Below are 25,105 nucleotides of genomic sequence, written 5' to 3'. Positions count from 1 at the left end.
CGACGGGCACCTGTACCTGCAAGCCATTGGGCAAGTGCACCTCGATTGCCTCAATGACCGACTCCGGTTCGCCAACCAGGATGGGCACGACCGCGGGCGACGACGGCATCATTGGCTGCCTCCTCAGGATGCGCCGCCAATAGCCAAAACTTGGCAAACTCAAGGCGTGCCGACGGCAATACGCCGCCTGAGTCAGGCCACCGCTCTTCCATGCCGCCATGTGGCTCGACCAAAACTCCGAATTGCTGACCATCGCTGCGCTCCATTGAATACGGGCGCGCATCGAAGCAAATCGGAGCGATGACTTACAGGTGTCGTAGGCAGGCGCTTACAGCTGTTCGATGCCGGCCCGGAGTTGAACTATGCCGAGCGCATCGCGCGTCTGCATGCGCGCGGAGTCGGCATCTGGGATGTGCTGGCCCACTGCGAGCGCGCCGGCAGCCTCGACAGCAACATCGTCCGTGCCAGCGAAGTCGCCAACGACATTCCGGGCCTGCTCGCCGCGCATGCGTCGATCGTCGCCATCGCGCTGAACGGCGGTCGCGCCCGGCAGTCGTTCCGGCGCCTGGTCCTGCCGGCGCTCGAAGCGCGCATTGCGCGACCGCTCAGCGTGCTCGAATTGCCTTCGACGAGTCCGGCCAACGCCGGCATGACGCGCGCGCAGAAGCGCGCGCACTGGCGCGCTCTACTCGACTGGAGCAGCTGAACACGCCGATTCAGATAGTGGGTCCGCTACTCCGTTCAGTTTCATCGCGTTCAGGAATTCAGGGTGAAACTCCGCCCACCCCAACGAGAGGAGTTTCACCATGACAGCGATCAACAAGGGATTTGCAGCGGCCGGATTGGCCCTGGCCATTGCTGCCGCAACCGCGCCGAGTGCCCAGGCCGCGGACGCCCAGCTCGACTGCACGATGCGCTTCAGCCTGACCGGCTGGTCCGCCATCTACAAGCATGCCGAAGGCAGCGGCGTGGTCACCTGCGAAAACGGCGAGTCGATGAAGGTCAAGATCTCGGCCAAGGGCGGTGGCCTCACGGTCGGCAAGTCGCATATCGACGACGGCAAGGGCGAGTTCACCGACGTGCACAAGATGAGCGACATCCTCGGCACCTATGCCCAGGGCGAAGCGACCGCCGCAGCCGGCAAGTCGGCCACGGCCCAGGTGCTGACCAAGGGCACCGTTTCGCTGGCGCTGGCCGGCACCGGCGAGGGCGTCGACCTCGGCATCAGCTTCGGCGGCTTCACGATCAGCAAGGCCGACTAAGCGCCGTCTCCAACATCCAACGAGTGGGTTTACTGGCCAAGGCCGCGGTATCGATTGATGCCGCGGCTTTTTTTCGCCGCGCATGACGAACGACCGCTTCGCGACCGGTGCGGACAGGAGTAGGGTGGGCGCCTTCGCTCGGCAAGGGGATGGTGCATGAAGAATCTGGCTCGATGGGTCCTGGTGGCAATGCTTGGGTGGTTGCTGGTCGGTTCGGCGCTGGTGGTGGCGGCGCCTCCCGCGGAACTGCCGCCTGGCCTTCAGATTCCCGATGCCGCGCGACCGGGTCCGGATTTCGACGTCGACCGCGCCACCCAGGCCTATCTGGACCTGCTCAGCCCCGAGCAGAAAGCGCAATCCGATGCCTACTTCGAGGGCGGCTACTGGTTGCAACTGTGGGGCCTGCTGTACGGCCTCGCCGTGGCCTGGATCCTGCTCGCCACGGGTCTGTCCAGGGCGATGCGCGATCGCGGCCGGCGCTGGAGCCGGCGACCCTGGTTGCAGACCATGATCTATGCCGCGCAATGGTTGTTGCTGGGTACCCTGCTGAGCCTGCCGTGGACGATCTACACGGGCTTCTTCCGCGAGCACGCCTATGGCCTCGCCACGCAGGGTTTCGGCGACTGGTCGCTGGACCAGCTCAAGGACCTGCTGGTCGGCCTGATCATCCTGCCGCCGGTGCTCGCGCTGCTCTACGCGGCTGTGCGCAAGACCGGCGATCGCTGGTGGATCTGGGCCAGTGGCGGTGCCTTCGCGCTGATCCTGTTCTTCATGATGATCGCGCCGGTGTTCATCGATCCGCTGTTCAACCACTACACGCCGTTGCGCCAGGGCGAAGTCCGCGAAGCTGTCCTGTCGCTGGCCCGGGCCAACATGATTCCGGACGACAACGTGGTCGAGTTCGATGCCTCGAAACAGACCACTCGGATCAGCGCCAATGTCGCCGGCTTCCTCGGCACGACCCGGGTCGCGCTCAACGACAACCTGCTCGAGCGCACTTCGAAACCGGAGATCCTCGCCGTGCTCGGCCACGAAATGGGCCACTACGTGCTCAACCACGGCCTGCGCCTCGTCGTCTACATGACCCTGGTGCTGGCGCTCGGCTTTTGGGTCGTGCACCGCTTCTTCGATCGCGCCATGGCCCGCTGGGGCACGCGCTTCGGCCTCGAGGGCCGCGGTGATCCGGCCGCGCTGCCGCTGGCCCTGGCCATCCTGTCGCTGTTCTTCTTCGTGGCCACGCCGCTGCTCAATTCGATCGTGCGCCAGGCCGAAGCCGAGGCCGATGCCTATGGCCTGAACGCGGCCGGCGAACCGAACGGCTTCGCCATGGCCGCGATGCGCCTGTCGACCTATCGCAAGATCAAGCCCGGACCGCTCGAGGAAATCTTCTTCTACGATCATCCGAGCGGCTATGCCCGCGTGCATCGCTCGATGGTCTGGCTCAAGGAGCACCCGGACAATCCGACCGCCAACGCGCACCCGGTCACTGAATAGCGGTATCGCTCGCAAACCGCTCTATCCCTTCTACCCCCGCGAGAAGGTGCCGCAGGCGGATGAGGGTGCGGTGTCGCGAGGTGTTGGAGGTTTCGCGCGCTATGCGCACCCTCACCCCAACCCCTCTCCCGAGGGGAGAGGGGCTCGAAGCCGCTCTTTTCCCCCGCTCCGGAAGAGGCTCGAAGCCGCTCTTTTCCTTCCCCCCCCGGGAGAAGGTGCCGCAGGCGGATGAGGGTGCGGTGTCGCGAGGCGTTGGAGGACTCGCGCTGTGCGCATCCTTGCCCCAACTCCTATCCCGACGGGAGAGGGGCACCCGCGTGCACACTCGCCGCGACACGCGTGACTTCCGGCAGGGAGGCCGGAGGTTGGGGGACGATCGGGACATGCGTGCGTTAAACCCGAATGCGATGCTATGCATCGAATTGGCATCTTCCGTTGCACAGAGGCCCACCGCGATGATCTCCCGCACCCTGCTCGGCGCCAGCACCCTGGCGTTCGCCTTCGCCGCCAGCGCGGCTGTCGCCCGCATCCATGTCGATGGCGACAACTGCGATGTGCAGAGCAACTATTCGACGCGCATCGATGGCAGTCGGATCACCCTGACCGACGAATCGTCGAAAGCCGTGGTCACCCTGCTGCCGGGCGGCAGGGTCGAGATCGACGGCCGGTCGCTGCCCCTGAGTCCATCCGATGCGGCGCATTTCGCCGAGCTCGAGCGTGGCATCCGCGCCATTGTTCCCGAAGCCAAGGCGCTGGCCGTGGATGCCGTGGGCATCGCCTTCGAAGCGGTCGGCCATGTCTCCACCGCGTTCGCCTCGGACGCCCATCAGGCGCGCGAGAGCGCGCAGCGAATCGCGCGTACCGCCGATGAACTCAAGCGTTCGATCAATGCGCGCGACTCGTGGGGCCCGCATTCGGACCGCGAGGTCGAGGACCTGATCGAGCGCTCGGTTGGCGCGCTGATCGGTGAGATGGTCGGCAACATCACGGCCCAGGCGATCCAGGTCGCGCTTAGCGGCGACGATGCCGCGGTCGCCGAGCTCGAGGCCCGCGCCGGATCGATCGAGAAGAATGTCGAGAAGGCAGTCGAGAAGCGGGCCAAGGAAATCGAGGCTCGTGCCGATGCGCTGTGCGAGCGCGCCAGGGACCTCGACCGCATCGAGGCGCAGATCGACGCAAGGCTTCCGGACGGTTCACCGGTCGATCTGGTCCGCGTCAAGCGCTGAGATCGCCGAACAAGGCCAGCCCGGGTCAGCCGCCCGCCGCGCTGGCCGCATCGGCCTTGCGTGCCAGCCAGACCGCTTCGCGGTCCGGTTTGCCCCAGGCCTTGTAGAGGTCGAGCGCGGTGCTGACGACATCCTGGCTGCGCGGATGCTGCGGCCCGAATCCCTGGGCCTTGCTCAGCACATCCCAGGCGAGGTCGAGCTCCGACGCGGCCTCCGCGTAGCGCTGTTCGAGGACGAGAACGGTCGCCAGCTCGCGATGCATGATGGCGCGATAGGCATTGTTGGGCCAGACGATGTCGGCGTTCCTGACCGCGATGCGACCGCGCGCCTCGGCGCCGGCGAGGTCGCCGCTGTCGCGCAGCAGCAGCGAAAGATTGGAATCGGCGACGATCGTGTTCGGATTCTGTTCGCCGTAAAGGGTTCGCGATAGCGCGGCGGCACGTTCGTAGTAGGGCCGCGCGTCTTCATTGCGGCCTTGCTGCCGGATCGCGCCACCGAGGTTGCTGACCAGGCGCAAGGTCAGCGGATGGTCGGCGCCGAAGACGCGTTCGATCGTCGGCAGCTGCGGCGCCAGCAGTTTTTCGGCATCCGCGAAGCGCTTCTGCTCGAGTGCGACGATGGCCAGGCCGTTGGTTGCCGCGAAGGTCTTCGAGTGCTCGTCGCCGTAGCGCTCGATGCGTCGTTCGAGCAGTTCCTCGAACAACGGCTGTGCTTCATCGAGATGGTTGGTATCGAGATCGATGTCGGCCAGTGCCGAAATCGTGGCCAGCACGTCTTCGCTGTCGCTCCCGAACAGCCGGCGCTGCCGTTCCAGCACCTGCTGCAGACGCGTTCGCGCTTCCTCGGGCTTGCCGGTGTCGGCTTCGACGCTGGCCAGGGTCGATTCGACACTGAGTCGGTCGCGATCGTCCCGCGGCAGCGATTGCACGCGTTCGGAAGCCTGGCTGGCCGCGGCCAGCGCCTCCGCCTGCCGACCCTGGTTGTCGAGGTTGTAGGCCGAACGCGCCTGCGCCCGAGCAATCTCGCCGGCCGGCAAACCCGCGCTGGTGCTGGCCTCGACGGCTGCGTCGAAGTGCGCCTGCGCGAGACGATAGTCGCCCAGCGAGGCATAGCTTTCAGCGATCGTGCGTTCGATTTCGGCCCGCACCCCGGGTTGCTCGCCGAGTTCGCGACCGATCCGCTCGGCTGCCGAATCGAGGATCGTGTGCATCAGCGTGTTGTCCATGCCACGCGCGCGGTCCGGGTCGATGCCGGCCAGCATGTTGCGCACGAAACCGGCCACGCGCGCGGACTTCGCCGCCTCGGCCCGGGCCAGCTCGGCCGAAGCCCGGGCCTGGGCCAGTCCGTGCACGGCGAGTGCCGCACCGACGATGAGGGCGGCCAGGACCACGCTCACTGCGAACAGTCCGAAGCGGTGGCGGGCGACGAAGCAACGGGTCAGATAGGTGCGCGTCGGCGGCAGTGCCTTGACCGGGCGCTGTTCAAGAAAGCGTTCGAGGTCATCGGCCAGTGCAGCCGCGGAGTCATAGCGATCGGCCCGGTCGATCGCCAGTGCCTTGCGCAGGATCGCGCGCAACTCCATCGGCAGCCGGCGCGCGGCATCCAGCAAGGCCTGATTACTCGCGGACGCGTCGACTGCGGCCGGATTGCTGGCCAACGCGGTGAGCAAGGTGCCGTGCAAGTCTGCCGCCGAGCCGTGCGCGCGCGTGCTCAGCGCGCTGGCGCTGGCGTCGGTCATCAGTTCGCAGAGCATGACGCCGAGCGCGTAGACGTCGCTGCGCGTGTCGATGTCGCGGGTGCCGCCCGCGGCCTGCTCGGGACTCATGTAGATGGCCGTGCCGGCGCGTTCGCTGTGCGGCGCCGACACGACCGCGCCCTGTGCCGCCGGGTCGCCGCCGACGGCGATGCCGAAATCGATGATCTTCGGCATCGGTGTGCCGTCGATGTCACGAACCAGCACATTGTCCGGTTTGAGGTCGCGATGGATGACGCTCTTCTGGTGGGCATGCTGGACGCCCTGGCAGATGCGCACGAACAGGGCCATGCGCTGCTTGCGCGAGAGCGCATGGGTCTTGCAGTAGTCGGCGAGCGGCACGCCCTCGACGTACTCCATCGCAATGTAGGCATGGCCCTCCGGCGTGGTGCCGGCATCGAAGATCTGCGCGATCGCCGGATGCTGCATCTGCGCCAGCGCCTGGCGCTCGACCTCGAACCAGGCCAACGCCAGCGGACTGGCGATCTGCTCGCGGATCAGCTTGAGGGCGACATCGCGATGCACCGGAGCGGTCTGTTCGGCCAGGTAGACCTGGCCCATGCCGCCTTCGCCGAGGGCGCGGCGAATCCGGTAGACACCGAGCCGGGTGCCGGGCGCCAGCGTCGTCGAATCGTGCGCCTGGACCGGCAATGCGTCGAGTTCGGTCGCCGCCGTTGCCGAGGCGTCCTTTTCATGCGTCATCCGCAGCCTCCTGGGGCGGCAAACGGGAAGGGACTGGCAGCCGCGTGCGTCGCGCCACGCGTTGCCGCCGCTGGATCAGCCAGCGCAGCCTACACGCTACCAGACCCCCGTGTTCGGCATCGACAGCCACGGTTCGCGCGGTTCCAGGGTCGGGCCCTTCTGCAGCAGTTCGATCGAGATCAGGTCCGGTGAGCGGACAAAGGCCATGTGGCCGTCGCGCGGCGGCCGGTTGATCGTGACGCCAGCCTCCATCAGGCGCTGGCACAAGGCATAGATGTCGTCGACGGCGAAAGCGAGGTGGCCGAAATTGCGCGCGCTGCCGTAGTCCTCGCTGTCCCAGTTCCAGGTCAGCTCGATCTGGCCGCGCGATTCGTCACCCGGTGCAGCGAGGAACACCAGGGTGAAGCGGCCTTTTTCATTGTCGACGCGCTTGAGCTCGACCAGGCCGAGCTGCTTGCAGTAGAACTCGAGCGAGGCGTCGAGATCGCGCACGCGGACCATGCTGTGCAGGTATTTCATCGATGACTCCGTTGTCCAGTGCAGTTGGATTGGACCCTTTGGCGGGGTCGCGCGTTCAGGCCCACTCGGTCAGGCCCTCGATCGCATACAGCCGGCGCCAGGACGGACGCGCCTTGATGCGCTGGGCCAGTGCCGCAAGCGCGGGCCAGCGATCGGCCGGCTTCGGCATGTTGCGCGACCAGCGCATGAGCATGGTGGCGTACAGATCGGCAAGACTGAACGCCGTGCCCAGCACGTAGGGGCCTTGCCCGGCGAGATGGGCATCCAGACGATCCCACGCCGCTTCGATGCGCTGGCGCGCGAAATCGCGCAGCGCATCGCTCTGCTCGGGCGGGCCGAAATCGGCCGGATAGAACCACTGCCGAAACGCCGGCTGCAAGGTATTGGCGAGATGCAGCACCCACTGCAGGTAGCGCCCGCGCCCGGGTTGGCCCGGCATCGGCGCAAGACCAGCCTCGGCATGCCGCTCGCCAAGCAGCAGCAGGAGCGCCGCGCATTCGTAGTACGGCGCGCCATCGATGATCAGGGTCGGCACGACCCCGTTCGGATTCAGGCGCAGGTACTCCGGATCCTTCTGCGCCCTGGCTTCGAGATCGATCAGGCGCAGTTCGTGCGCCACGCCCAGCTCGAGTAGGGCAAGGTGCACGACCATGCTGGCGGCACCGGGGGAGTAGTAGAGGGTGTACATGGTTGGGGCCGGGATTGGGGATTCGGAAATGCGTGTGACTAGCAAGCATCAGGTTCAATTGGAGACCCTGCTTCCTGCGCGCCGTCATCCCGGCGAAAGCCGGGATACAGCGCTCCAGATCATACCCGCCAGAATCTGCACGCCCAAGAAATGAGGGGCGACCGGGATCAAACATCGAAGCCGCTCGATCGCTTTTACCAATCCCGAATCCCGAATCCCGGCCTTCAGGCCGCCTTCGAAGCCCGCGACTTCAGCCAAGCGGCATACTCGTCGAGATCGCCCTTGAACTCCTCGACCTTGCCGTCGGAGACGCGCCAGAAGGTTTCGCAGACCAGGCCGATGAGGTGGCGGTCGTGGGAGACCATGACGATCGCGCCGGGGAAGATGCTCAGCGCCTCGGCGAGGGCTTCGCGCATCTCGAGGTCGAGGTGGTTGGTCGGCTCGTCGAGCAGCAGCACGTTGGGTTTGCGCCAGGCGATCAGGGCCAGGGCCAGGCGCGCGCGTTCGCCGCCGGAGAAGCCGTCGACATTCTCGAACGCGCGGTTGCCGGCGAAGTTCCAGCGCCCTAGGAAGTCGCGGAATTCCTGCACGCTGGTGCCCGGCGCGATGTCGCGCAGGTGCTCGATCGGAGACTGGCCCTCGTGCAGCGATTCGACCGTGTGCTGGGCGAAGTAGCCGAGTTCCATGTCCGGGTGCGCGCTGCGCTCGCCGGCCAGGATCGGCAGTTCGCCGACCAGGGTCTTGACCAGGGTCGACTTGCCGGCACCGTTCGGGCCGAGCAGGCCGATGCGGTCGCCGGCCTCGAGGCCAAAGCCGACCTTGCCGAGAATCCGGACCTCGCCATAGCCGGCGTCGACCTTGTTGAGTCGGGTCAGCGAATTCGGCAGCTTGACCGGATCGGCGAAACTGATGCGGATCTCGCGCTCGGCGCGCACGGCTTCGGTGCCGGCCAGCTTAGCCAGGCGCTTGACTCGCGATTGCGCCTGCTTGGCCTTGGCCGCCGAGGCCTTGAAGCGGTCGATGAAGGATTGCAGGTGGGCGCGCTCGGCCTGCTCCTTCTCGAACGCGATCTGCTGCTGGCGCAACTGCTCGGAGCGCTGGCGCTCGAAGCTCGTGTAGTCGCCGCTGTAGAGCTTGGCCGTGCCGTCGTGCAGATGCAGCATGTGCGTGCCGACGCCGTCGAGGAACTCGCGATCGTGCGAGATCATCATCAACATGCCCGGGTACTTGAGCAACCACTGCTCGAGCCAGAGCACGGCATCGAGATCGAGGTGGTTGGTCGGTTCGTCGAGCAGGAGCATGTCGCTCGGCATCATCAGCGCGCGGGCCAGGTTCAACCGCACGCGCCAGCCGCCGGAGAATTCGGAGACGGCGCGCTGGTGCGTTTCGGCCGGAAAGCCGAGGCCATGCAGCAATTTGCCGGCGCGCGCGGTGGCGTCGTAGCCGTTGATCTCGGCCATGCGCTGGTGCGCGGCGGCCACCCCGTCCCAGTCCTCGGCCGCCATCGCTGCTTCCTCGGCCTTGAGCACGGCATGCACCTCGGTGTCGCCGGAGACGACGAAATCGATCGCCGCATCGGGCAGCGAGGGCGTTTCCTGGGCAACACTGGCGATGCGCAGCTTCGGCGACTTCTCGAGATCGCCCGAATCGGCTTCGACCTCGCCGAGGATCGCGGCGAACAGGCTGGTCTTGCCGCAGCCGTTGCGGCCGACCACGCCGACCCGCCAGCCGGCATGCAGGGCGATGTCGACCTTGGACAGCAGCAGGCGCTCGCCGCGGCGCAAGGCGAAGTTGCGGAAGGAAATCATGGGACGGTGTTCCGGAGTGACAGGGGCGACGCTTGCGACGGGTGCGCAAGCCGCAGGGACAACATTGCAACCCCCTATTGTACGGGAAGCCGTGTTTCGAATCAGCGCCCCGCGCGCGGCCTGCAGGCATTGGATCCTGCCGGCGCAGGGGTGAGGTCAAGAGTCCTCGGCGCCATCGCGGCCTCGAACTCACGACCGCAAGTTGTTGGGGTTCGCTCGCGCTCACCCCAACCTACGGGGGCAGGAGCGTGCATTACCAGAACCCGGACCAGTCTCGCCCGCAAAGACCGCGTTCATCGCGGATTCGAAAACCCCGGCATGGACAGGCGATACTCGCGCGTGCCCTGTTCACGTGGAGCTGCCATGAAAGCCGCATGGAACGTCCCGCCCCTGCTCGCCGTGCTCCTGGCCGGCACGAGCGCCTGCTCGGCGAGTTCGCCGACCCGGGCGCCCTGGATAGACGGCCTGATCGCCGGCTTCGAATCCAAGCCGGTGGCCAATCCGCCGCACCGGATCGTGCAATACCGCTATCACGACAAGACCGTCTATTACGTGCCGCCGAGCTGCTGCGACCGTCCGAGCACGTTGTATGACGAGAGCGGTGGCGTCGTCTGTTCACCCGATGGTGGGCTGACCGGCCGTGGCGACGGACGTTGCACCGACTTCGCCGCCAAGCGCAGCGACGAAGTCCTGATCTGGGCCGATCCGCGCGGTCAATAGCGGTCCCGCATCGCCTGCCGGAGACGCGAATATGCGTCGCAAGCCGCGAGCGGTTGGCGTAATCGTCCATCAGGGCGACAATGCCGGTTCGCGATTGCCCCCTGTCGACCCCATCCCGGAGCAGTTTGATGGCCAGCCACGAAGTAAAAGTCCCCGATATCGGCAACTACACGGATATCCCGGTCATCGAGGTCCTGGTCAAGCCGGGCGACACGGTCGCCAAGGACCAGGGCCTGGTCACACTCGAGTCGGACAAAGCGACCATGGAGGTGCCCTCGTCGGTCGCCGGCGTGGTCAAGGAGCTCAAGGTCAAGCTCGGTGACGAGATTTCCGAAGGCACCGTGGTTGCGATCATCGAGGCTGAAGCAGGCGGCGAGTCGGCGAAGAAGGCCGAAGCGCCGAAGAAAGCCGAAGAGCCAAAGAAGGCGCCAAGCGCGGAGAAGCCCGCAGGAACCGAACCCCCACCCGCCCCTTCGGGGCACCCTCTCCCGGCGGGAGAGGGAGGCAAGGCGACCATCGACACCAGTCAGCCTTCGCGTCTGAGCGAAATCGAAACAGCGGCGCTGGCCCCCGACATCGATCCCGAAGCCTCGGGCCCGCGCACGCCGCCGGTGACGTTCGGCGCCGACACGGTCATGCCCGACAAGGTGCCGCATGCGAGCCCGGCCGTGCGCCTGTTCGCGCGCGAGCTCGGCGTCGATCTGTCCAAGGTCACCGGCAGTGCCCGCGCCGGCCGCATCACGCGGGAGGACGTGCAGAATTTCGTCAAGCGCGCTCTCTCGGCAGGGCCGGCGCGCGCCGCGGTCTCCGGTGGCGGTGGTGGCCTCGACCTGCTGCCGTGGCCGCAGGTCGATTTCGGCAAGTTCGGCGAGATCGAAGCCAAGCCGCTGTCGAAGATCAAGAAGATCTCGGGCGCCAACCTCGCCCGCAACTGGGTCATGATCCCGCACGTCACCCAGTTCGACGATGCCGACATCACCGATCTCGAGGCCCTGCGAGTCAGCCTCAACAAGGAAAACGAGAAGGCCGGCATCAAGCTGACCATGCTCGCCTTCCTGATCAAGGCCGTGGTCGCCGCGCTGAAGAAGTATCCGGACTTCAACGCCTCGCTCGATGCCGGCGGCGAAAACCTGATCCTCAAGAAGTATTTCCACATCGGCTTCGCCGCCGACACGCCGAACGGTCTCGTCGTGCCGGTCATCCGCGACGCCGACCGGAAGGGCGTGATCGAGATCGCGCAGGAGACCGGTGAACTGGCGAAGAAGGCGCGTGACGGCAAGCTTGGCCCGGCCGACATGTCCGGCGGCTGCTTCTCGATCTCGAGCCTCGGCGGCATCGGCGGCACCGCGTTCACGCCGATCGTCAATGCGCCCGAGGTCGCGATCCTCGGCGTCTCGAAGTCGGCCACGAAGCCGGTCTGGGACGGCAAGGCTTTCCAGCCGCGCCTGATCCTGCCGCTTTCCCTGAGCTACGACCACCGCGTCATCGACGGCGCCTCGGCCGCGCGCTTCACCACCTACCTCGGCCAGGTGCTGGCCGACATGCGTCGCGTGTTGCTCTGACCCCCGACAAGGAGATTCGTCATGAAGAAGCTGTACGTATTTGCACTCCTGCTGCTCATCTGCGGTTCGGCAGCAGCGGCCCCTTCCGCGGCAAAGCCGGTCGATGAAAAGATCACGCTGTCCATCGAGCTGATGCAGATCATGAATTTCGACAAGACCATGCAATCGATGCAGGGCCAGATGCGCGGCATGATGGAGGAGCAGTTCAAGTCTTATGCTGCCTGCGAAGCGGCGCAACCGGTGCTGCGCGAATTTTCCGGCAAGCTGAGCGACCGCATGATGGACTACCTGACCGACGAAAACCTGAAGGTCGATATCGCCGCCGTCTATGCGGATGTCTTCACGGTCGAGGAGTTGCGCGGCGTCATCGATTTCTACCGCTCGCCGATCGGCAAGAAGCTGATCGAGCGCATGCCCGAGCTGATGCAGAAGTCCATGGTCATCACACAGGACCGGATGAAGGCGATGATGCCCGAGCTCAAGGCGCTCGGAGAGGAGTACGGCACGCGCATCCAGGCGGCGGCAAAGACCTGCGCGCAGGGAGCCGAGGCGGACGAGACCGCTTCCGAAGAATAAGCAGACGCCAGCGTCGGTTTCGACAGTGCACCCAAGGAGTTTCCCGTGGCAACGACAGAGATCAAGGTCCCCGATATCGGCAACTACAGCGATATCCCGGTCATCGAAGTGCTGGTCAAGGCCGGTGATTCGGTCAAGAAGGACCAGGGCATCGTCACGCTCGAGTCGGACAAGGCGACCATGGAAGTGCCCTCGCCGGCCGATGGCGTGATCAAGGAGGTCAAGGTCAAGGTCGACGATACGGCCAGCGAAGGCACGGTCGTGGCGATCCTCGAAACCGACGCGGCGTCGGCCGCCGCCGAGAAGCCGGCGAAAGCCGGGGCGGCCGCGCCGAAGGCCGAGCCTGCGGGCAAGTCCGAACCCTCACCCGCCCCTTCGGGGCACCCTCTCCCGGGGGGAGAGGGAAACAGCGCGCCGAAGGCTGCATCGGCCAGCGGGCGCAAGGCCGACATCGAATGCCAGGTGGTCGTGCTCGGCTCCGGTCCGGGCGGGTACACGGCTGCATTCCGTGCCGCCGACCTCGGCATGGACACGGTCCTGATCGAGCGCCATGCGACGCTCGGTGGCGTCTGCCTCAACGTCGGCTGCATTCCGTCCAAGGCATTGCTGCATGCCGGGCGCGTGATCGAAGAAGCCGCCCACGCCGAAGACATCGGCATCAGCTTCGGCAAGCCGAAGATCGACCTCGACAAGCTGCGCGCGAACAAAGACAACGTCGTCAAGCAACTCACCGGCGGTCTCGCCGGGATGGCCAAGCAACGCAAGGTGACGACGGTCCAGGGCACCGGCAAGTTCATCTCGGCGAACGAAATCGAGGTCGAAGGCAAGGACGGCAAGAAGCTCGTGCGCTTCGAAAAGGCGATCATCGCGGCCGGTTCGCAGGCCGTGAAGCTGCCGGGTTTCCCGTGGGACGACAAGCGCATGATGGATTCGACCGATGCGCTCGATCTCGCCGACATTCCGAAGAAATTGCTGGTCGTCGGTGGCGGCATCATCGGCCTAGAAATGGCCTGCGTCTACGACGCGCTCGGCAGTGAAGTGACCGTGGTCGAGCTGCTCGACCAACTCATGCCCGGCGCCGATACCGACCTCGTGCGCCCCCTGCAGCAGCGCCTGTCCAAGCGCTACGCCGGTATCCATCTCAAGGTCAAGGTGGCGAAGATCGAGGCCGGCAAGAAGGGCCTCACCGCCACTTTCGAGGGCGACAAGGCGCCCGAGCCGCAGACCTACGACCGCGTGCTCGTCGCGGTCGGGCGCTCGGCCAACGGTGGCAAGATCAATGCCGAAGCGGCCGGGGTCAAGGTCACCGAGCGCGGCTTCATCCCGGTCGACAAGCAGATGCGCACGAACGTGCCGCACATCTTCGCGATCGGCGACCTGGTCGGCCAGCCCATGCTCGCGCACAAGGCCACCCATGAAGGCAAGGTCGCGGCCGAAGTCGCTGCCGGCCTGAAGAGCGAGTTCGTCGCGCGCGTGATTCCGTCGGTCGCCTATACCGATCCCGAGATCGCCTGGGTCGGCCTGACCGAAACCGAAGCGAAGAAGGCCGGGATCGCCTACGGCGTTGGCAAGTTCCCGCACGCGGCCTCGGGTCGTGCGATTGGCATCGGCCGCACCGAAGGCTTCACCAAGCTGCTCTTCGACGAAGCCAGCCACCGCATCATCGGCGCCGGCATCGTTGCGCCGAACGCCGGCGACCTGATCGCCGAAATCGATCTCGCCATCGAGATGGGCTGCGAAGCCGCCGACATCGGCCTGACCGTGCACCCGCACCCGACCCTCAGCGAGTCGGTCGGCATGGCCGCCGAAGTCTACGAAGGCACGATCACGGATTTGTATATTCCGAAGAAGAAATAGGTGCGTTCCGACAGCGAGGGAGATGCGCGGGAAGTGTCTTCGAATTCCGCGCCGCCTGTTCGCCGCCTTTCGTAGGAGCGCCTTCAGGCGCGATGCTCTTTGGCAAGATCCCGAAAGGGCATCGCGCCTGAAGGCGCTCCTACGGGTGCGAACCGCTCCAGCCCCGATCACGAACTTCGTGCCGCGCCACCGGGCCTTCGTTTCCGAACTCGAACGCTGCTCCGCTACTCCTCGGGTTCCGCCGTCATTTCCTTGTGCTGCGCCTCGAGATCCTCGATGGTCTTTTCCAGCGCATCGTGAAACTCGCCCTGCTTGTTCATCAGCGCTTCGATCTTCTCGGTCTGCTTGAGGGACTTCAATTCCCCTTCGAACAGAATCCACGACGCAGTCAGATGTTCGACATTGGTCTTGGAGTAGTGGCGCATCTCCTTGAGCTGGGAGAGCGTGTCCGCGAGATGATCGGTGGGCGTCTTGGTCGATTCTTCCGACATGGCAAGCTCCTCATCGATGCAGGGAACTCGGCAAACGAGTCCGGTCCGTCGAGTATGCGTCGATGAAACTGAACCCTGCCGACGAGCGATGACCGCAGTGCAGGATGTGCCGAGCGGCTACATCCGGTACTGGAGGCCGACCGAATAGAAGCGCTCGGGCTCGAGCTGCAGGCCGTTGACGCGCTGATAGAGCGGGAACTGGGTATAGAGATAACCGTCCCAGTGCGCATTGAAGCGGAAATTCACGCCGGGACTCAGATAGGCCAGGGTCGCGCCACTGTTTTCGGCATCGGCGTTGTCACCCGATTCACGTCGTTCGCTGCGCAGGTTGACCTGCAGCTGCGGACTGACCACCTTCCAGCCGTTGTAGCGCAACCCGGCATTGAGATTGATACCGGTGCCCGGCTTGAAGTCGTCGTGCGAGTTCAGCGGCTGCTGGAGCAGCGCCTGGGCGAAATAGCCCCACTCCGGATTCAGGTTGCCGAACTGGTAGAGGCCGACCAGGGCATCGGTGCTGCCGGTTCCCGGCTGCAAGCCGGCATCGACACGCTCACCCTGTTCGGGGCCGGCATTGAATCGGATATCGGTGGCACCGGTCGGCAGCTTGAGGCCGAACACGACACCGAAGCCGGCATCGGGGTTGAAGCCCTGGTAGCGGCCGACGATTCGCGCATCGCCGATGCCACGCGAGTGCGAGTAGGACAGCTCGGTCGTGTCTTCGGCGAGGGTGCTGTGCCAGCGGTCGTATCGGGGCAACAGCACGGTGATGCCCCAGCTGCGCGACGGCGAATAGTCGAAGCCGAGCGAAATATTCCGGTTGATCGTGGTGCGCTGGATCTCTTCCTCGTTCGGGACTTCGAACGAGGAGACATCAACCGAATCACGGCCCGAGCGCAGGTCCGACTGATTGAAATAGTCGTAGCGCAGGTCGAAACGCCAGCCGCGGCTGACCGCATAGCCCTGGCTGGCCCAGTCCGAGTTCAAGGTGCAGCCGCAACTTGAGCAGGCCCAGGCCGGGCCGGCACCGATCGACGACGCGGCAAGGGCGAGAAGCAAGGCCTTACGAAGATTCATGGTCCGGTTCTCCTGGCGGATGAGGTGGCGACCGGGATGCCGAAGGTCTGAACGCTGCGCGCACGCGCCGCGCTCAGGCCGAGACACCCCGACCGCCGGGCTGACGAAATGCGGGCAATTCGCCGGTCGCAGCGGCGCCGGATTCCTATGTTCCGCGCCAGCCGGGCATGGTTGCCCGTCGAACGCGTGCGGGGACGTGACCGAGTGACGCAGGCGACGGGATGCGACGCCCCGTCACACCCATTTCTTGCGCGAGATTCCATACTAGCCACCGTGGAACGCACCGCCTCGACCCTGCTCAAGACCCTCGTGACCCTGCGCTGGATCGCCATCGCCGGGCAGTCGCTGACCGTGGCGATCGTGACCGGGGGCCTGGGCCTGGCCCTGCAGGCGAGCGCGCTCTGGGGCGGCATCGCCGCGCTGGCCGCGTTCAATGGGCTCGCCCACTGGCGCGCCACGCAGGTGCGCGAGCCGCGGGTTGCCGAAGTCCTCGTGCACATCGGCGTCGACGTCGCCGTGCTGGCCTGGCTGATCGCGTGGAGTGGCGGCATCGCCAATCCGTTCGCTTCGCTGTTCCTGTTGCCGATCGCCTTCGCCGCACTGGCCCTGCCGGTGCGCGCGACCGGCCTGGTCGCGCTGATGTGCACGACCGGCTACGCCGTTTCGGTCGTGCTGGGCCAGCCGTTGCCGCACATGCACGGCAGCCTCAGCGGCTTCGACCTGCACCTCTGGGGCATGGCCGCCAACTTCCTGGTTTCCGCGGCCGTGCTGCTCTACCTGTTCGTGCGCATGTCGGCGCGCCTGCGCCGCGGCGAACAGGAGCTTTCGAGCTTGCGCGAGCGCTTCGCCCGCAACGAGGGCATCATCGCCCTGGCCACGCATGCGGCCTCGGTCGCCCACGAACTCAATACGCCGCTGGCGACCATGACCTTCATGCTCGACGACCTCATCGACGACGACCGCGACGGCGCCCTGCGCGAGGATCACCGCACCCTGCGTTCGCTCGTCGATGTCTGCAGGGATCGCGTGCACGAACTGGCGGCGCCGGCCGGCAGCGGCGCCGAGGTCGGTGCCACGGCGCTCGTCGAGCTGCGACGCGTCATCGAGCGCTGGCAGCTGGTGCGCCCGTCGATCGCGCTGTTCCGCCACGGAGACGTCGCCGGGGCCACGCACGTCGACGTGGCCGTCGGCCACCTGCTGCAGACCCTGCTCAACAACGCCGCCGACGCCGGCGAAGCGGTCGGCGTGCGTCGCGTCGATCTCACGCTCGATATTCGCGAAGGCATGCTGCATGGCGAGATCCGCGACTACGGTGCGGGCCTCGCCGAGGCGCGGATGCCGCTGCCCTCGCGCATGTTCGCAAGCGGAAAATCGCACGGACTCGGGGTCGGGCTGGCCCTGTCGCACGCGACGGTCGAGCGCCTCGAAGGCGACCTCTACGCGCGTGAGACCGAGGGCCCCGGCCTCTGCATCTGCTTCCGGCTGCCCCTGCCGGCGCAGGACCCGGCATGAAGACCTGCCTGCTGATCGACGACGATGCGCTGTACCTGAGCGCGCTCAAGCGCTCGCTCGAACGCAGGGGCTATCGTGTCGAAACGGCCATGACCTCGGTCGAGGCGATTGCCGCCGCAACCGCGCATGCGCCCGACTTCGCCCTCGTCGACCTCAAGCTGGCCGAAGACAGTGGCCTCGATCTGGTCGGACCGCTGCGCGAAGCGCATGCCGCCACGCGCATCGTGCTCGTCACCGGCTACGCCAGCGTCGCCACCGCGGTCGAGGCGATCAAGCGCGGCGCCGACCACTACCTGGCCAAACCGACCACGGTGGACGCGATCCTGCGCGCGATCGGCGAAAAGGAGGGCGCCGAGCCGGAACCGGAGGACACCATGACGCCATTGAGTCGACTGGAATGGGAACATATCCAGCAGGCCATGATCGACAGCCAGGGCAACATCTCCGCCGCGGCACGACTGCTCGGCATGCACCGTCGCTCGCTGCAGCGCAAGCTGGCCAAGAAACCCGGTCGTGAGCGGCGCTCGCCGGACGAACTGGACTGAGCCCCTCGTGCCTGCGCGGGTCTAGAACAGCGACCCTTGCGGGGAATCGGGTCGCGGTGGGATGAACAGCGCGGTGTCGAGCGACAGGTCGCGCGATCGACCCAGGCCGTGTTTGCGGCAGGCCAGCGCAAAGCGCTGGCGGATCAGGTCGGCATAAGGCCCCTCGCCGCGCATGCGCGCGCCGAAGCGCGCGTCGTAGTCGCGGCCGCCGCGCATCTGCCGGATCAGACTCATGACGTGCTCGGCGCGCTCGGGAACGTGCAGGTCCAGCCACTCGCGGAACAGCTCCTTCAGTTCCAGCGGCAGGCGCAACACGGTGTAGCCGGCGATGTTGGCGCCGTTTGCCGCAGCCTGTTCGAGCACGTGCTCGATGTGCATGTCGGTGACGGCCGGGATGATCGGCGCGACCAGTACGCCGCATGGCACGCCGGCCGCGGTCATGTTGGCAATCACCTGCATGCGCCGGTGCGGTGCGGTCGCACGCGGCTCGAGCGTGCTCGCCAGGCGGTTGTCGAGGTTCCCGAGCGAAACGAACACCTGGACGAGATTGTCCCGCGCCATCGGTGCGAGCAGGTCGAGGTCGCGCTCGACCAGCGCATTCTTGGTCACGATCGTCAGCGGATGCCGGCATTCATGCAGCACTTCGATGATTTCTCGCGTGATCCGGTACTCGCGCTCGATCGGCTGGTAGCAGTCGGTATTCGCACCGAGCGTGATCGGCTCGCAGACGTAGCCGGGTTTGGCCAGCTCCACGCGCAGACGTTCGGCGGCATTGGTCTTGGCGAACAGTTGCGTCTCGAAATCGAGCCCGGGCGAGAGATTCAGATACGCATGTGAAGGTCGCGCGTAGCAGTAGTTGCAGCCGTGTTCGCAACCGCGGTACGGATTGATCGACTGGGTGAACGGAATGTCCGGCGAGTCGTTGCGGCTGATGATGCTGCGGGCCCGTTCCAGCGACACATGGGTCGGCGGCCGCGGCGCCCCTTCCCCCTCTCGGTACCAGCCGTCGTCCTCGAGTGTTTTCGTCAGCTCTTCGAAGCGGCCCTCGCGATTGCTGCCCGCACCGCGGCCCTTGATCCGGGTCGGGCGATTCAGGTCTTCGGGGTCGTGCCTGGCCATGCGCGGATTATGAGCCGATGCGTATCACATCGAGAGACCCGCTGGTCGGGCCGCGAGGATCTTGCACGCAATGAGCATCCGGCAACCGGCCGGCGCAGGTATTGCACCGGGGTCGATCCCGCCGAACCCGCTATCCCCGTGGCTGTGGGTACAGGCCCGAGGTCGACGCCGCGGGCGACGCTCCGATCAAGTGCTCCGGGACAGGACGCGGAGGTTGGCATACCATCCGCGAATGGCCGACGTCGCCCATTCGGAATCCACGGCAACCCTGTTGTCGCTACTGCGCCAGGGGGATGAATCGGCCCGCGAACGGCTGATGGCCCGCTATCTGCCGATGCTGCGGCGCTGGGCGCATGGAAGGCTGCCGACCCGTGCGAGGGACCTGAATGACACCAACGATCTTGTTCAGATCACCCTCCTTTCGGCATTGAAGAAACTGGACGAATTCAGATCGCAGCACGAGGGTGCCTTGCTTGCCTATCTGCGCACGACGCTGATGAACGCGATTCGCGGCGAGATCCGACGCGTCGGGCGTGCCGGACAAGTCGAATCGATAACGGAGGATGACGATGCCCGGGGCGTGGACTCCATGGTGCCGCGCCTGGACAGCGATCAGTGGCTCGACTACGAAAGGGCGCTGGCGAAACTCCCCGAGCCCAAGCGCGAGGCCGTCTTGCTGCGCCTGGAGTTCGGCATGAGCTATGCCGAAATCGCCGCGGCGCTGGGTCGTCCGAGCGAAGCCGCTGCCAGCATGATGGTGTCGCGCGCGCTCATCGAGCTGGCTCAACATCTCGAATGACGCAAGGCCCCGACCCTGCCCTCGACATCGCCCGGCGAATCGCCGATGGTGAAGACGTGGATCTGAGCGAGCTGCTGGCGCGGGATCCCGATCTGGCACGGCGCCTGGGCAAGCTGCAATCGCTGGCGCGGGCCATGAACAACTCGGCGGACGGCGGTCCCCGTTGGGGCCACCTGCAACAGCTCGAGCTTGCCGGGCAGGGCGGTTTCGGGGAAGTCTTCCGGGCCTACGATCCGACTCTGGATCGCCTCGTTGCGCTGAAGCTGCGCCATGTCGATGGCGCGGCTCTTCTGCCCAGCGGCGTGGACTTCGTCGCCGAGGCGCGTCGTCTGGCTCGGGTACGCCATTCGAATGTCCTGGCCGTGCATGGCGCCAGCTATCACGCAGGCCGCGCGGGGATCTGGACCGACTGGATCGAGGGCGAAACACTCAGTGCGCGGATAGCTCGTTCGGGTCCGTTGCGCGACGATGAATTGTTGCGCGTCCTGCGTGAGCTGGCCGATGCCCTGCATGCTGTGCACGAGGCAGGGCTCGTGCACGGCGATATCAAGGCCAGCAATGTAATGCTCGATCATCAGGGTCGCGTGATCCTGATGGATTTCGGCGCCGGTTTCGAATCGAACGAGGAAGGCAAGGCCATCAGCGCCGGCACGCCGCGCTATCTGGCGCCCGAAATCGCTGCGGGCGGGGTTGGAACGCTGGCGGTCGATCTTTATGCCTATGGCGTCCTTGCGCATCTTTTGGCGACCGGTCGCTATCCGGAATCCTCGCACCCCGGTTTCGCCTCGAGGTGGCGCGGCCTGAACGCATTGATAACCGCCCTGCTCGATCCGGAACCGGCTGCGCGTCCTAGAGCCGGAGCCCTGCAGCAGACCCTGCAACGGCTGATCGACGCCCCCAGGCTGAGGGTCCGGCGTTGGCTCCTGGCATCGGTGGTCGTGGGTTTGGTCGGTATCGCATTGGCCACGACTGTCGGACTGCAGCGCGAGCAGTTGCAGCGGCAACGCGCAGAGCGCGTTTCGGACTTCCTTGCGGCGATCTATCGCGAACAGGATCCGCTGAGTCGCAACGCGGAATCGGCGCAGACTCCCGCTGAGCTTATTGCCGCGGCCGTCAGCCGGGTAAAGGACGAACTGGGCCATGATTCGTTGAGCCAGGCTCAATTGCTGCGTGTCCTCGGTGAAGCGCAATTGAATCTCTCCGAGCTCGCTGCTGCCCACGAGACCCTCGATCTGGCCGCGAGCAAACTGGCGCACGGAGAAGAGCCACTGCTTGGAGCTGAAATCGATGCCTTGCGAGGCGCCCTGGCCCGGCGTGAACTGCGCAACGACGAGGCGCAACGCTACTTCGATCACGCGTTGCAGCAGGCGGGTGCGGCCGCAGGCACGCAGAGTGTCGCCGTGGGCAGGATCGACGCGCTTTCGGCGTCCACGTTTCTGGCCCTGTCGCGGTTCAAGGATGCGCAGGCCGTGGCGGCAAGCGCCTACATGCTGCTGTCCAGCCAACTGGGCGACGAACACCCCGAGGCGATCAGCGCACTGGTCTCCCTCGGCGCCGTACAGGAACAACTTCGCCAGGACGAACAAGCGCTGGCGAACCTGCGCAAGGCAGTTGCCCTGATCGAGAAGCGATTCGGTGCGGGCGATGCCCGTCTCGTTCGACCCCTGTTGGTGCTCGGAGAAGTGCTGCGCCGGGCACGCGACTTCTCGGAGGGGCGACTCGTGCTCGACCGGGGAGCTGCCATTTCGCGACAACGGTTGGGTGAACGCAATGTGCAGTTGGCCGACATCCTCATCACTCGAGCGAGGCTGGAGAGCGAAGCCGGCGAATCGACGTCGGCCATTGCGGCCCTGGATGCCGCCGAACGCGCGTTGCCGGAGAATGAAGCCACGACGCTTGCGCAGCTGCTGGGCAATCGCGGCAAGATCTGGATCGAGCTCAAGGACGGCAAGCGTGCTGAACCGGACCTGCGTGCTGCGCTCAAGTTGCACCGCGAAACCGGCGGTCTGCGTTCGGGCATTGCCTGGTTCGCCCAAGCCGAGCTGGCCTGGGCGTTGGCGTTGCAGGGCCGATTCGACGAGGCACAGAAGTTACTGAGCGAAGCCGAAGTGCAAATGAGTCAGCTGCTCGGACCCGATGCCTATCAGAACGCATTGGTTTCGGTACGTCGTGCCACTGCATTCAGTCTGCAGAAGGATTGGCGCAATGCTGCCGCTTATCTGCGCGAGTCGTTGCGTATCGAAGAAAAATTCTTCGGTCCCGATCACTATCTGCATTTTTCATGGAGTTTGGCGCTCGCGCAGTCCCTGTCCCACATGGCTGACCGTCACGACGAAGCCGTTCAACTTCTCGATACCTTGATAGCGCGTTGGGACGGGAAGGATGAGATTGCACAGGACTACGCCGAGCTGATGCTTTTGCGCTGTGATCTCTACGCCGACAAGCGCGACCATGAGGCGGCGCGGGCTCTTGCTACCCAGACTCTGCAACATGCCGGCCTCATCGTGACCGCAGAACGGGCCGCAGCGCTGAGACGCCACGCCGAACGGCTCTGAGCGTGCCCCCCTGCGCGGTGGGATAGCCATAGCGAGCTGGAGCGCGGCACGCACTGCGAGTTTCATTGCACTCGAACCGGCCACGAAGTACCGGCGCCGGTGTACGGTCGTACGCCACCTGACAGCGATATGCCCACACCCTGGAGTGCGTGTCTGCGAACAAGGCCAAGACGAAACAGGTTCTCGATGGCCTGTTTGAATCGGGCATCGATCGGCATTGGTACAGGAAACCTCCTGGAATTCCTGCGATGCCTGTCCACTCCGTTACACCTGCTCGAAGCGCATCGGCGAGGTTTTTGCTGGGCGCCTTCCTCATTGTGCTGGCCCAGCAGTCGGACGCCGCGACCTGCACGTGGAACCAGTCCGCTGCCGGTTCCTGGCATGTCGCTTCCAACTGGAACGGTTGCGCTTCGGGCAGCGGCACGCCAGCGGGTACACCGGGACCTTCCGATACAGCGGTGCTTCCCTCGGCATCCGGCGCGGCCCTGCTCAACAGCCAGTTCACCACGGTCGCCGATCTGGAAATCGCGCCCGGCGCGGAACTTGGCGTCGTCGAAATCCAGACCGATATCCGTCAGTTGACGGTCACCAATAGCTTGACCCTGGACACCGCGACCTTGTCCGGCGCCTTGCCGCCGCCGGGTGGACCGGCGCCCGCACTGCTTTCCCTGCAATTGCCGACAGGATCGTCGTTCTCCCTGAGCGGAACGAACACATTCCGTCGCGCCAGCGTGACCAACGCCGGCACTGCGACTCTCAACGGCGGTGCCGGCGTGCGCCTGGACCTCGACCTCAACGGCCAGTTCGTCAACGCTGTCAGCGGAGTGGCCAGCGTGCTCGGCGACTACGTGTTCGGCTACACCACCTCCGGTGCGATCAACAACCAGGGCAGCTGGATCAATCAGGGTCCGGGCCTCGTGCGCATCGAACGCAGCGGCGCCAGCGGCGGACAGTTCTTCTCGACGGGATTGTTCGAAATCCACAACGGCACGTTCAAGCTGCTCAATCCGCCAGCGGGTTTCCAGGCCGGATTCAACTCCTCGATTCGTCTGCGCGATGGCACCTTCGATGGGGGTGTCACCGAGTTGGCCATCAGTCAAGGCAAGTTCCTCAACGGAAACGGCACGGTCATCGGGCCATTCCGGAATTCAGGGTTGCTCGATCTTGAAGCCGCCGATGGCGGACCCTTCGGTGTCCTCAACCTACTTGGCGCTGTGCAATTCAATGGTGGCGAGATCGTACTCGACGTGGGTGGCGCAGGCGCGGCGCAGCACGATCGCTTCAATATCGGTGGGTCTGTGCAGTGGTCCCGCGTAACGCCTCGCATACGCGTAGTCGGCGGTTACGCGCCTGGCATCGATACCAGTATCGCGATCGCTACCCATTCAAGTCGGGTTTCGCCGAACCTGCCCGTGCACGAGCGCGTACTCAGCGACTACCCCCTCAGTTGGGCGCTGCGTCCGACACCGACGCGGACCGACCTGCGCGTCGTGCCGACGTTGACCCTGGCCGACACGGCGGTCGCCGAAGGCAACAGTGGATCCCAGACGATGCAGATGCTTGCCACATTGTCGGCAGCGACCGCGGAAACCGTCAGCTTCGGCTACACGACTTCGCCAGGCACCGCAGTCACCGTTGCCGCGGGGGGCAATGCGGCCGACTACGTCAACGCGCTGGGGAACGTGACTTTCGCGCCAGGTGTGACGAGCCAGCAGATTGCGATCACGATCAAGGGCGATACCTCGATCGAGGCTGATGAGGCATTCGTGGTCGTGACCGACGATGCTTCAAATACCAGCACGCTGCAGAACGCGAGCTTCGGCAACAACCGGCGCTTCTCGGCCCGGGCCGAGGGCCTGATCCAAGACGACGATAGCGCGCCAGGAGTGCGCTACCTGCTGATCGGTAAGAGCACCAATCTGGCGACGCCGACGGGGCAGATCAGCTTCGTGCGTCGCTACACGACATCGGGCGGCGCGGTCGATGGCTGGGCGACCCTGATGCCGAACACGTTCGGTGCCGTCGCCACAGGCTTCTGTCGTGCGCCGAACGGCAACGTGCTGAGCACGCGTTTCAGTGTCAACCAGGGACCCGTCCTGATGTCCGCGGCCGGTGCCGTGCTGGATCCCGATCTCGGTGGCCTGATCGGCGACGACGAATCCTGTGCGTTCGACAAGCTCGGCAATGTCTGGGTGGGGGAGGCCGTTCCGACCGCTGCCGACGTAGCGCTGCTGCGATACATCGCCGCGGACGGTCGCATTCTCGATACCGTGCAGGTCCCGGTCGGCGAACGCGGCATCGACTGGATCGAACTCGATGCCGACCAGTGCACCGTGTTCTACACCTCGGAGGATTCCGACGTGCGGCGCTTCGACGTCTGCAGCGGGCAGGCCATGCCGCATTTCGCGAGCGGCCTCGAGGAACCGTGTTACGCGCTGCGCCAGCTGCCCAATCGCGACCTCATGGTCACCTGCACGAACCGGATCTATCGCTACGATCAGAACGGCGCATTGCTACGCGAATACACGCGCGAGAGTCTGGGCGAAAGCGATGCGGGCGGTCTCTATGCAATCCAGCTCGATCCGGACGGCCTGACCTTCTGGACCGGCGGTGCATTGAGCGGCCGCGTGGTCCGCGCGAGTCTCGAAGACGGCAGCGTGGTGACGAGCTTCCTCACCGGTGCCGGCGGCATCAGTGGCCTGCTGGTCCAGGACGAATTCGTGGCCGGCATTCCGGACCGCATTTTTGCCGACGACTTCGAACCCTGAGCGTGGCCGGCCAGGGCCCTGCCTGCCCACGCTCACCGCCGCATCAAACCTCAACCGCCCATCCGGATTCGGGAG

19 protein-coding genes and 3 pseudogenes are annotated in these 25,105 nt (G+C 65.6%); 14 read left to right on the top strand and 8 right to left on the bottom strand.

Annotated features, from left to right (window positions below; translation table 11 throughout):
* On the bottom strand, nucleotides 1-283 hold a 283-nt coding region (gene tnpA / locus BM125_RS20445; protein ID WP_217647859.1), incomplete at its 3' end, for an IS66 family insertion sequence element accessory protein TnpA.
* Between the two features lie 72 nt (nucleotides 284-355).
* Between tnpA and BM125_RS11510 the strand changes: the two genes are divergently transcribed.
* From BM125_RS11510 to BM125_RS11495, 4 genes are all read left to right on the top strand, one after another.
* A complete protein-coding gene (locus BM125_RS11510; RefSeq protein ID WP_092408085.1) occupies nucleotides 356-706 on the top strand; it encodes a uracil-DNA glycosylase family protein in 351 nt (116 codons plus the stop codon).
* A 100-nt stretch (nucleotides 707-806) separates the two neighbouring features.
* Nucleotides 807-1,262: a hypothetical protein gene (locus BM125_RS11505; RefSeq protein WP_092408083.1), complete on the top strand. Its 456-nt coding sequence runs from the start codon at nucleotides 807-809 to the stop codon at nucleotides 1,260-1,262.
* 156 nt (nucleotides 1,263-1,418) lie between these two features.
* Complete coding sequence (locus tag BM125_RS11500) at nucleotides 1,419-2,756, top strand: M48 family metallopeptidase (protein WP_092408081.1); 1,338 nt, start codon at nucleotides 1,419-1,421, stop codon at nucleotides 2,754-2,756.
* A 455-nt stretch (nucleotides 2,757-3,211) separates the two neighbouring features.
* Nucleotides 3,212-3,982 (top strand): DUF2884 family protein, encoded by a 771-nt coding sequence (locus BM125_RS11495; RefSeq protein WP_175498046.1) that lies wholly within the window; start codon nucleotides 3,212-3,214, stop codon nucleotides 3,980-3,982.
* Nucleotides 3,983-4,007: 25 nt separating this feature from the next.
* Here BM125_RS11495 and BM125_RS11490 read toward each other — a convergent pair whose 3' ends face one another.
* The 4 genes and pseudogenes from BM125_RS11490 to BM125_RS11475 form a co-directional block, all read right to left on the bottom strand.
* The gene (locus BM125_RS11490; protein WP_092408077.1) at nucleotides 4,008-6,437 is read right to left on the bottom strand and encodes a serine/threonine-protein kinase; all 2,430 of its coding nucleotides are present in this window, start codon (nucleotides 6,435-6,437) and stop codon (nucleotides 4,008-4,010) included.
* A 96-nt stretch (nucleotides 6,438-6,533) separates the two neighbouring features.
* On the bottom strand, nucleotides 6,534-6,956 hold the full coding sequence (locus tag BM125_RS11485) for a VOC family protein (protein WP_092408075.1): 423 nt from the start codon (nucleotides 6,954-6,956) through the stop codon (nucleotides 6,534-6,536).
* A 55-nt stretch (nucleotides 6,957-7,011) separates the two neighbouring features.
* Nucleotides 7,012-7,644: a glutathione S-transferase family protein gene (locus tag BM125_RS11480; RefSeq protein WP_092408073.1), complete on the bottom strand. Its 633-nt coding sequence runs from the start codon at nucleotides 7,642-7,644 to the stop codon at nucleotides 7,012-7,014.
* Between the two features lie 242 nt (nucleotides 7,645-7,886).
* Nucleotides 7,887-9,452 (bottom strand): annotated as a pseudogene (locus tag BM125_RS11475) (ABC-F family ATP-binding cassette domain-containing protein); the annotation flags it as partial.
* A gap of 363 nt (nucleotides 9,453-9,815) precedes the next feature.
* On the opposite strand from BM125_RS11475, the gene BM125_RS11470 reads away from it, so the two are divergent.
* From BM125_RS11470 to lpdA, 4 genes and pseudogenes are all read left to right on the top strand, one after another.
* A complete protein-coding gene (locus BM125_RS11470) occupies nucleotides 9,816-10,172 on the top strand; it encodes a DUF6970 domain-containing protein (protein WP_217647858.1) in 357 nt (118 codons plus the stop codon).
* A 140-nt stretch (nucleotides 10,173-10,312) separates the two neighbouring features.
* Nucleotides 10,313-11,734: pseudogene (locus BM125_RS11465) on the top strand (dihydrolipoyllysine-residue acetyltransferase); the annotation flags it as partial.
* A gap of 21 nt (nucleotides 11,735-11,755) precedes the next feature.
* Nucleotides 11,756-12,310, top strand: coding sequence for a DUF2059 domain-containing protein (locus BM125_RS11460; protein ID WP_092408069.1), 555 nt, complete (start codon nucleotides 11,756-11,758; stop codon nucleotides 12,308-12,310).
* 45 nt (nucleotides 12,311-12,355) lie between these two features.
* Nucleotides 12,356-14,167, top strand: coding sequence for a dihydrolipoyl dehydrogenase (gene lpdA, locus BM125_RS11455; RefSeq protein WP_092408067.1), 1,812 nt, complete (start codon nucleotides 12,356-12,358; stop codon nucleotides 14,165-14,167).
* A gap of 224 nt (nucleotides 14,168-14,391) precedes the next feature.
* Here the strand turns inward: lpdA and BM125_RS11450 are convergent, their stop codons facing one another.
* Nucleotides 14,392-14,658 (bottom strand): hypothetical protein, encoded by a 267-nt coding sequence (locus tag BM125_RS11450; protein WP_092408065.1) that lies wholly within the window; start codon nucleotides 14,656-14,658, stop codon nucleotides 14,392-14,394.
* A gap of 117 nt (nucleotides 14,659-14,775) precedes the next feature.
* Nucleotides 14,776-15,732 carry a hypothetical protein gene (locus BM125_RS11445; protein ID WP_092408063.1) on the bottom strand — a complete coding sequence of 319 codons (957 nt, stop codon included), beginning with the start codon at nucleotides 15,730-15,732 and terminating at the stop codon, nucleotides 14,776-14,778.
* 273 nt (nucleotides 15,733-16,005) lie between these two features.
* On the opposite strand from BM125_RS11445, the gene BM125_RS11440 reads away from it, so the two are divergent.
* Complete coding sequence (locus tag BM125_RS11440; protein WP_175498045.1) at nucleotides 16,006-17,244, top strand: ATP-binding protein; 1,239 nt, start codon at nucleotides 16,006-16,008, stop codon at nucleotides 17,242-17,244.
* Nucleotides 17,241-17,789: a response regulator transcription factor gene (locus BM125_RS11435; RefSeq protein ID WP_092408059.1), complete on the top strand. Its 549-nt coding sequence runs from the start codon at nucleotides 17,241-17,243 to the stop codon at nucleotides 17,787-17,789. The genes BM125_RS11440 and BM125_RS11435 overlap by 4 nt, the downstream gene beginning before the upstream one ends.
* A 21-nt stretch (nucleotides 17,790-17,810) precedes the next feature.
* Here the strand turns inward: BM125_RS11435 and BM125_RS11430 are convergent, their stop codons facing one another.
* Nucleotides 17,811-18,908 carry a PA0069 family radical SAM protein gene (locus BM125_RS11430; RefSeq protein WP_092408057.1) on the bottom strand — a complete coding sequence of 366 codons (1,098 nt, stop codon included), beginning with the start codon at nucleotides 18,906-18,908 and terminating at the stop codon, nucleotides 17,811-17,813.
* A gap of 232 nt (nucleotides 18,909-19,140) precedes the next feature.
* On the opposite strand from BM125_RS11430, the gene BM125_RS11425 reads away from it, so the two are divergent.
* From BM125_RS11425 to BM125_RS11415, 4 genes and pseudogenes are all read left to right on the top strand, one after another.
* Entirely contained in the window at nucleotides 19,141-19,707 is a 567-nt protein-coding gene (locus BM125_RS11425; protein WP_175498044.1) for an RNA polymerase sigma factor, read from the top strand.
* Nucleotides 19,704-20,537: pseudogene (locus BM125_RS20985) on the top strand (serine/threonine-protein kinase); the annotation flags it as partial. The gene BM125_RS11425 and the pseudogene BM125_RS20985, both read left to right, overlap by 4 nt.
* Nucleotides 20,538-20,651: 114 nt before the next feature.
* Nucleotides 20,652-22,262 carry a tetratricopeptide repeat protein gene (locus tag BM125_RS20640; RefSeq protein WP_245778897.1) on the top strand — a complete coding sequence of 537 codons (1,611 nt, stop codon included), beginning with the start codon at nucleotides 20,652-20,654 and terminating at the stop codon, nucleotides 22,260-22,262.
* Nucleotides 22,263-22,720: 458 nt separating this feature from the next.
* Nucleotides 22,721-25,030, top strand: coding sequence for a Calx-beta domain-containing protein (locus BM125_RS11415; RefSeq protein ID WP_175498043.1), 2,310 nt, complete (start codon nucleotides 22,721-22,723; stop codon nucleotides 25,028-25,030).
* The last annotated feature ends 75 nt before the right edge of the window (nucleotides 25,031-25,105 follow it).

Origin of the sequence: Dokdonella immobilis (assembly GCF_900115085.1) — a bacterium.
GTDB classification, from domain to species: Bacteria; Pseudomonadota; Gammaproteobacteria; order Xanthomonadales; family Rhodanobacteraceae; genus Dokdonella; species Dokdonella immobilis.
Note: the sequence above shows the minus strand (reverse complement) of the source record. Positions and strands in the feature narration are given on the sequence as shown.

Bases quoted from the DNA above. Each gene is read 5' to 3' on its own strand.
- BM125_RS11505 (WP_092408083.1), top strand. From the start codon at position 807: ATGACAGCGATCAACAAGGGATTTGCAGCGGCCGGATTGGCCCTGGCC.
- BM125_RS11500 (WP_092408081.1), top strand. From the start codon at position 1,419: ATGAAGAATCTGGCTCGATGGGTCCTGGTGGCAATGCTTGGGTGGTTG.
- BM125_RS11495 (WP_175498046.1), top strand. From the start codon at position 3,212: ATGATCTCCCGCACCCTGCTCGGCGCCAGCACCCTGGCGTTCGCCTTC.
- BM125_RS11490 (WP_092408077.1), bottom strand. From the start codon at position 6,437: ATGACGCATGAAAAGGACGCCTCGGCAACGGCGGCGACCGAACTCGAC.
- BM125_RS11485 (WP_092408075.1), bottom strand. From the start codon at position 6,956: ATGAAATACCTGCACAGCATGGTCCGCGTGCGCGATCTCGACGCCTCG.
- BM125_RS11480 (WP_092408073.1), bottom strand. From the start codon at position 7,644: ATGTACACCCTCTACTACTCCCCCGGTGCCGCCAGCATGGTCGTGCAC.
- BM125_RS11470 (WP_217647858.1), top strand. From the start codon at position 9,816: ATGAAAGCCGCATGGAACGTCCCGCCCCTGCTCGCCGTGCTCCTGGCC.
- BM125_RS11460 (WP_092408069.1), top strand. From the start codon at position 11,756: ATGAAGAAGCTGTACGTATTTGCACTCCTGCTGCTCATCTGCGGTTCG.
- BM125_RS11450 (WP_092408065.1), bottom strand. From the start codon at position 14,658: ATGTCGGAAGAATCGACCAAGACGCCCACCGATCATCTCGCGGACACG.
- BM125_RS11445 (WP_092408063.1), bottom strand. From the start codon at position 15,732: ATGAATCTTCGTAAGGCCTTGCTTCTCGCCCTTGCCGCGTCGTCGATC.
- BM125_RS11435 (WP_092408059.1), top strand. From the start codon at position 17,241: ATGAAGACCTGCCTGCTGATCGACGACGATGCGCTGTACCTGAGCGCG.
- BM125_RS11430 (WP_092408057.1), bottom strand. From the start codon at position 18,908: ATGGCCAGGCACGACCCCGAAGACCTGAATCGCCCGACCCGGATCAAG.
- BM125_RS11425 (WP_175498044.1), top strand. From the start codon at position 19,141: ATGGCCGACGTCGCCCATTCGGAATCCACGGCAACCCTGTTGTCGCTA.